The following is a 6,158-nucleotide window of genomic DNA, read 5'->3' as shown; positions in this document are numbered from 1 at the left end:
GAAGCCGCAGACAGTACAGATAGTACGGAACCGATTCACTTGGTGCTTCAGCACCTTAGAGAATCGTTCTCTTTGAGCTAAGGCGAGGTAACGCCGTACTGGTTTAAAGTTAATCTACTATACCTTCCATTTTCCATCCCGCACACACAAGGAATCCCATTATGGCAGCCTCGCCCGAAGCCAAGTTTACCGAAGAAAAAGTCTTGTGGATTAAACACTATACGCCCAAACTGATGACTTTTGCCATCAGCCGCCCTGAATCCTACCGCTTCTCGGCGGGGCAGTTTTCGCGGCTCGGTTTTCGCGACGGCGAAGGCTTTATCTGGCGCGCGTATTCCGTCGTGTCCGCCGAATACGCCGACACGCTCGAATATTTTGCCGTTTTGATCGAAGGCGGCCCCATGTCCGCGCGGTTCGCCGCCATGAAAGAGGGCAACACCATACTGCTCGACAAAACCGCTACGGGCTTCCTCCTGCCCGAACGCTTTCCCGACGGCAAGGACTTGGTCATGCTCTGCACCGGTTCGGGCATCGCGCCTTTCCTCTCCATCATCGAGCAGCCCGAAATCTGGCAGCGTTTTGACCGTTTGATTTTGGCGCACTCGGTTTCTTTCTCCGGCGAACTGATTTTCAGACGACGTGTTGAAGCGTTGAAAGACCATCCGCTGATTGGCGAGTATTTCCACAAATTCCGCTTCGTCCCCATTACCACGCGCGAGGAAACCGAAGGCGCGTTGAGCGGCAAGCGCATTCCCGAGCTGCTGAAAGACGGCAGCCTCGAAACATACGCGGGATTCAAGTTCACCAAAGCGGACACGCGCTTTATGGTCTGCGGCAATCCCGCCATGGTCAAAGACACGTTCCAAGCCCTGATGGACTTGGGCTTCGCCATGCACCGCAACCGCATCCCCGGCGAAATCATGATGGAAAACGGGTTTTGAGCCTGATGATCCGGTAAGGTCTTAATATAGTGGATTAACTTTAAACCAGTACGGCGTTGCCTCGCCTTAGCTCAAAGAGAACGATTCTCTAAGGTGCTGAAGCACCAAGTGAATCGGTTCCGTACTATCTGTACTGTCTGCGGCTTCGTCGTCTTGTCCTGATTTAAATTTAATCCACTATAGAAGCAAAAGAGGTCGTCTGAAAAACGGTTTGCCGTTTCAGACGACCTTTTGTTTGAATGGTTTTTCAGCCGTCGATATGGGGCGCGGCTGCTTATTCTTCACACGGTTCTTCTAAATAATCATCCGCCTGTTGTTCGCGGGATTTCTTTTCTTTGTCCTTCTTTTTGTCCTTGTCGGGAATGGCGGCATTGATTAACGCGCCTGTGCCTTTGACAGCGATTTTACCTGCGGTCATGACGGTGGTGGCGGCCAGATTGACGGCGCTGGTGACGATACAGCCGCTGAGTGCCAAACAGAGGAACACAGGAAGAAGAAGGGATTTTATGTTCATCAATGTTCGCATCCGCATTGATGGCCGTGGTGTCCGCCGCTGCATCCGGAAGCCGCTTCGTGCCAGCTTTCGTCGTCGCCGTCGAATTCTTCCATTTCGTCGAATTCGCCGTTTTCAACCAGCGCGACAAGTTCTTCGAGGCTTTGCGCCCCTTCGACCCAAAAGCAGGGGATATCGGGCGGCGTATCGGGAGCGAGCAGGGCGGCGGTTTGGTCATGCCACGCAATCCAATAGCCGTTTTCGGTGTAGACGAATTGGGCATCGGGATGAATGGTTTCTCCGGTCGTTCCGACCAGCATTCTTTCGGCAATGTCGGCTTGGTAGGGTTGAATCTGCATGATGGTTTCCTGTGAACAAAATCAGCTTTATTGTAACGGAAAATCCATGGCGGATTATAGTGGATTAACTTTAAACCAGCACGGCGTTGCCTCGCCTTAGCTCAAAGAGAACGATTCTCTAAGGTGCTGAAGCACCAAGTGAATCGGTTCCGTACTATCTGTACTGTCTGCGGTTTAGTCGCCTTGTCCTGATTTAAATTTATAGTGGATTAAAATTGCAATGATACGGCATTGCCAACGTCCTTATGTACTACCCGTACACGGCGGGCGTTACCGCCTTGTCTCATTTTTATTTTAATCCACTATAATCCACTATAAATCGTCTTTTGAGATGGGGCAAAGCAGGGTTGAATCCGTAGGCGATGGTTCCGATATCAAAGGTCGTCTGAAAACAAGCGCGGCGGATTGCGTTCAAATATTTGCCCAATAAAAAAGCAGCCTGTTTCAGGCTGCTTTTTGCATCAAGGGATGTAACGCGTCAATCTTATACCACTTCGGCTTTGGTGATGACGACAGGTTCGGTCGGTACGTCGTCGTGGTAGCCGTGGCGTTTGGTGGCGACGCCTTCGATGGCATCGACTACATCAAAACCATCGACGACTTTGCCGAATACGGCGTAGCCCCAGTCTTGGACGACGGTTTTGCCGTATAGTTCTTTAGAACGGAAGTTCAGGAAGGCGTTGTCGGCGGTGTTGATGAAGAATTGCGCGCTGGCGGAATGCGGGTCGGAAGTACGCGCCATGGCGATGGTGTATTTCTCGTTGGGCAGGCCGTTGGACGCTTCGTTTTGAATCGGATCGCGGGTTTCTTTTTCGTTCATGTTCTCGTCCATGCCGCCGCCTTGAATCATGAAGCCTTTGATGACGCGGTGGAAGATTACGCCGTCGTAGAAGCCGTCTTTGACGTATTGCTCGAAATTTTTGGCGGTAACGGGGGCTTTGTCGAAGTCGAGTTCGATTTTGATGTCGCCTTTGTTGGTGTGCAGGATAATCATGGGTTTCCTTTCGTTAAGAATCTTTTTACAAATGGTGCTGGGCGGAAAAACTTCAAGGTCGTCTGAAAAATATTCTTTCAGACGACCTTGGCTAGGGTTTTACGGGTTTACATCAGGATGAAATAAGCCCACAGCGCAACCAGTACGATACAGAGGACGTTCAGCAGCAAGCCGACGTTCATCATTTCGCGTTGCTTGATTAACCCCGTACCGAACACAATCGCGTTGGGCGGCGTGGCAACCGGCAGCATGAACGCGCAAGATGCGCCGATGCCGATGACGAATACCAAGACTTGTTCGGGCAGCCCCATTTGCGTGGCGATGCTGGCGAAAATGGGCACGAGCAGCGCGGCGGAGGCGGTGTTACTGGTGAACTCGGTCAGGAAGATGATGAAGGTGGCGACTACGAAAATCACCAGCAGCGGATGCGCGGCGGTGAAAGTGGTGGCCACCTGCTGACCCAATGCTTCGGATGCGCCGGAAGATTGCAGCAGCGCGCTCAAGCTGATACCGCCGCCGAAGAGCATCAATACGCCCCAGTCGGTGTTGCGGGCGACTTCTTTCCATTGCGCCACGCCGAATACGACGACGGCGACGGCAGCAATCAGGGCGATGACGGTATCGGGGTTGGAAATGCCGAACGCTTCTTTGATTTTGGAGCTGAATACCCAAGCGACGGCAGCAGCGATGAAAATCAACAGTGCAATCACGCGGTGCAGCGTCCAAGGGATAGACTCGGCTTTGACTTCGACGCGTTCGTTCAGATTGGGCTTGAGGATGACGTACATGGAAAACAGCATCAAGGGCAGAATTAACAGCATCATCGGCAGACCGAGCTTCATCCAGCCGACGAAGTCCAGATTCAGGGCTTTGGCGGCAATCATGTTCGGCGGCGAACCGACCACGGTACCCAAACCGCCGATACTGGCGCAGTAGGCGATGCCGAGCAGGACGAAGACATAGGTTTTACGTTCTTTTTCTTGGTCGAGGTGGCTCATCATACCCATTGCCAAAGGCAGCATCATGGCGGCGGTCGCGGTATTGCTGATCCACATGGACAGGAAGGCGGTAACGGCAAACAGCATCAACACGGCGACTTTCATATTGCCGCGCGACAGGCGCAAGAGGTTGACGGCGATTTTGCGGTCGAGGCGCTGCATGTGCAGGGCGGTAGCAAGCGCGAAGCCGCCGAAGAAGATGTAAATCGTCGGATCGGCAAAGCCCGCCATCGCTTTTTTGATGTCCATATCGGGGAAGCCGAGCACGACGGCGAGAATCGGCACCATCAATGCGGTTACCGTGATGTGGACGGCTTCGGTAAACCAAAGCGCGGCAACGAAAATCAACAGCGCGATGCCTTTGTTGGCATCGGTACTGTACGGCAGGATGTGGTAAATGCCGAAACAGACGACGGCGGAGATGATGGTGGTCAGCAGACCTTTAAAGTCGGTAATCGGCTTTTGCGCACTGAGTAACTCGACATTCTCAGGATGCTGGGTTTTGTCCTTTGCATGTAAGTCCATGGAGTATTCCTCTGAAGCATAACGTGAAATCGCTAAAACCGCGGATGCTTAGGCTCATCGCCTGACATTGCTTTTTTATTGATTTCACTGAATCGGTTTTTCTTGTTTCCCGCGTCGGGACGTTCGCAGGCTTTGGATTTCAGTCAAAAAAAGCCGTGCAGCATGGCGACGAGTATATTTGTAATCGCGTGTAGTGTAAATATAATGTTAACAATTGGGCGCGGTTTTTACGAAAACGGATTGATGGGAAACTAAAAATATCTATTTGTTGATTTTCAGACGACCTCCTTTGTAGTTAAAGCGTTAAGGTCGTCTGAAATGCCTAAAACATGCCGTTATCGTGATATGATGCCGCATCTTTAACGACGCCGTCACGTCAATGAAAAAAATATTCAAAATCTTCCTGAAAGCACTGTTGGCGTTTATCATCGCCGCCATCCTTTACTTTGCCGCCGCCTACATCCTCGGTAAAATTCCACAAGACGGCACCGCCTCCGACGGCGACGTCACACTTTACCTGAACAGCAACGGCGTACACGCCGACATCGTCATGCCGCTTTCAGACGACCTTTTCGACTGGACCAGCATCATCAATCCTGCCGACAGCCCCGCAGGGCAAGGCGATGCGCCCATCCGCTACGTCGGCATAGGCTGGGGCGAGCGCAATTTCTATTTGAACACGCCGCAGTGGTCGGATTTGACCGCCTCTACGGCAGTACAGGCGTTAAGCGGGGTCAACAGCACGCTGATTCACGCCATCTACTACCGCGAGTCGCCGCGCGAAGGCGAAAATACCGTCAAATTTACCGTCAGTCGCGAACAATACCGCCGCCTGAGTGCCAACCTGATGCGCCATTTCAAATTGAAAGCAGGCAAAGCCATCCCCGTCGCCGGTGCGCATTACAGCGCTGACGACGCATTCTACGAGGCAGAAGGACGCTACCATCTTTTCAATACGTGCAACAGCTGGCTCAACCGCCGCCTGACCGAAAGCGGCATCAACGGCGTCGTTTGGACACCGTTCCCCGATCCGCTGCTCGACAGCCATCGTACCAATACAGCAGAAAAACCATGAAAACCCTGACCATCCGCCATCTCACGCTCGGCAGCGGACAGCCGAAAATCGCCGTTCCCTTAGTTGCCCGAGACGAAGCAGCCTTATCCGCCGCCCTGAAAAACCTCGAACACGCCTGTTTCGATATTATCGAATTCAGAGCCGACTATTTCGCCCAAGCAGGCAACCCCGAATACCTGCTTGCGCAAGCCGCCGCAGTGCGCCATGTGTTTCCCGAAACCCCGCTGCTGTTTACCTTCAGACGCGCGGAGGAAGGCGGCGAATACCCTTGCAGCAAAGCGTATTATTTCGAGTTGCTCGATAAAGCCGCCGCTTCAGACATCATCGACATCATCGACATCGAACTTTCCGCCGGAGAAAGCGAAGTCCGCCAAGCGGTTGCCGCAGCCAAAGCGCACAACACCGCTGTCCTGATGAGCAACCACGATTTTCATCAAACGCCCGCCAAATCGGACATCACAGGTCGTCTGAAAAAAATGGAAGAGGCAGGCGCAGACATCTGCAAAATCGCAGTGATGCCCCAAAGCCCCGCCGATATCCTGACGCTTTTGGAAGCCACTTGGGAAGCCAGTCAAACCGCAAACCGCCCGATTGTTACCATTTCCATGGGCAGGCTCGGACTCGTCAGCCGCATCGCAGGCTCGACCTTCGGCTCCGCCATCACATTCGGCACGGCAGGCACCGCCTCCGCCCCCGGCCAGCTCGATTCCGCCAACCTGAAAAACATCTTGGATGTTTTGGAAAACGGCAACACCACCGGATAACAATAAATA

At 52.9% G+C, this 6,158-nt stretch carries 7 protein-coding genes; 3 read left to right on the top strand and 4 right to left on the bottom strand.

Annotated features, from left to right (window positions below):
- Positions 1 to 161: 161 nt before the first annotated feature.
- Positions 162 to 941 (top strand): ferredoxin--NADP reductase, encoded by a 780-nt coding sequence (locus tag HMPREF1028_RS04025; RefSeq protein WP_009311536.1) that lies wholly within the window; start codon positions 162 to 164, stop codon positions 939 to 941.
- A gap of 274 nt (positions 942 to 1,215) precedes the next feature.
- On the opposite strand, the gene HMPREF1028_RS04020 is transcribed toward HMPREF1028_RS04025, so the two are convergent.
- From HMPREF1028_RS04020 to HMPREF1028_RS04005, 4 genes are all read right to left on the bottom strand, one after another.
- Positions 1,216 to 1,455 carry an NF038104 family lipoprotein gene (locus HMPREF1028_RS04020; protein WP_009311534.1) on the bottom strand — a complete coding sequence of 80 codons (240 nt, stop codon included), beginning with the start codon at positions 1,453 to 1,455 and terminating at the stop codon, positions 1,216 to 1,218.
- Positions 1,455 to 1,793 carry a hypothetical protein gene (locus HMPREF1028_RS04015; protein ID WP_009311532.1) on the bottom strand — a complete coding sequence of 113 codons (339 nt, stop codon included), beginning with the start codon at positions 1,791 to 1,793 and terminating at the stop codon, positions 1,455 to 1,457. The genes HMPREF1028_RS04020 and HMPREF1028_RS04015 overlap by 1 nt, the downstream gene beginning before the upstream one ends.
- Before the next feature lie 484 nt (positions 1,794 to 2,277).
- A complete protein-coding gene (locus HMPREF1028_RS04010; protein ID WP_009311530.1) occupies positions 2,278 to 2,787 on the bottom strand; it encodes a peptidylprolyl isomerase in 510 nt (169 codons plus the stop codon).
- Positions 2,788 to 2,894: 107 nt separating this feature from the next.
- Complete coding sequence (locus tag HMPREF1028_RS04005) at positions 2,895 to 4,310, bottom strand: SLC13 family permease (RefSeq protein ID WP_009311528.1); 1,416 nt, start codon at positions 4,308 to 4,310, stop codon at positions 2,895 to 2,897.
- Positions 4,311 to 4,689: 379 nt separating this feature from the next.
- Between HMPREF1028_RS04005 and HMPREF1028_RS04000 the strand changes: the two genes are divergently transcribed.
- The gene (locus HMPREF1028_RS04000) at positions 4,690 to 5,385 is read left to right on the top strand and encodes a TIGR02117 family protein (RefSeq protein WP_009311526.1); all 696 of its coding nucleotides are present in this window, start codon (positions 4,690 to 4,692) and stop codon (positions 5,383 to 5,385) included.
- A complete protein-coding gene (aroD, locus tag HMPREF1028_RS03995; protein WP_009311524.1) occupies positions 5,382 to 6,149 on the top strand; it encodes a type I 3-dehydroquinate dehydratase in 768 nt (255 codons plus the stop codon). Before HMPREF1028_RS04000 ends, aroD begins: the two co-directional genes overlap by 4 nt.
- The last annotated feature ends 9 nt before the right edge of the window (positions 6,150 to 6,158 follow it).

Source organism: Neisseria sp. GT4A_CT1 (genome assembly GCF_000227275.1).
Lineage (GTDB): Bacteria > Pseudomonadota > Gammaproteobacteria > Burkholderiales > Neisseriaceae > Neisseria.
The sequence above is the reverse complement of the archived record's forward strand: the minus strand, read 5'-3'. Positions and strand labels throughout refer to the sequence as shown.

Excerpts from the sequence above, each read along its gene's own strand:
- HMPREF1028_RS04025 (WP_009311536.1), top strand. The coding sequence starts at position 162 with ATGGCAGCCTCGCCCGAAGCCAAGTTTACCGAAGAAAAAGTCTTGTGG.
- HMPREF1028_RS04020 (WP_009311534.1), bottom strand. The coding sequence starts at position 1,455 with ATGAACATAAAATCCCTTCTTCTTCCTGTGTTCCTCTGTTTGGCACTC.
- HMPREF1028_RS04015 (WP_009311532.1), bottom strand. The coding sequence starts at position 1,793 with ATGCAGATTCAACCCTACCAAGCCGACATTGCCGAAAGAATGCTGGTC.
- HMPREF1028_RS04010 (WP_009311530.1), bottom strand. The coding sequence starts at position 2,787 with ATGATTATCCTGCACACCAACAAAGGCGACATCAAAATCGAACTCGAC.
- HMPREF1028_RS04005 (WP_009311528.1), bottom strand. The coding sequence starts at position 4,310 with ATGGACTTACATGCAAAGGACAAAACCCAGCATCCTGAGAATGTCGAG.
- HMPREF1028_RS04000 (WP_009311526.1), top strand. The coding sequence starts at position 4,690 with ATGAAAAAAATATTCAAAATCTTCCTGAAAGCACTGTTGGCGTTTATC.
- aroD (WP_009311524.1), top strand. The coding sequence starts at position 5,382 with ATGAAAACCCTGACCATCCGCCATCTCACGCTCGGCAGCGGACAGCCG.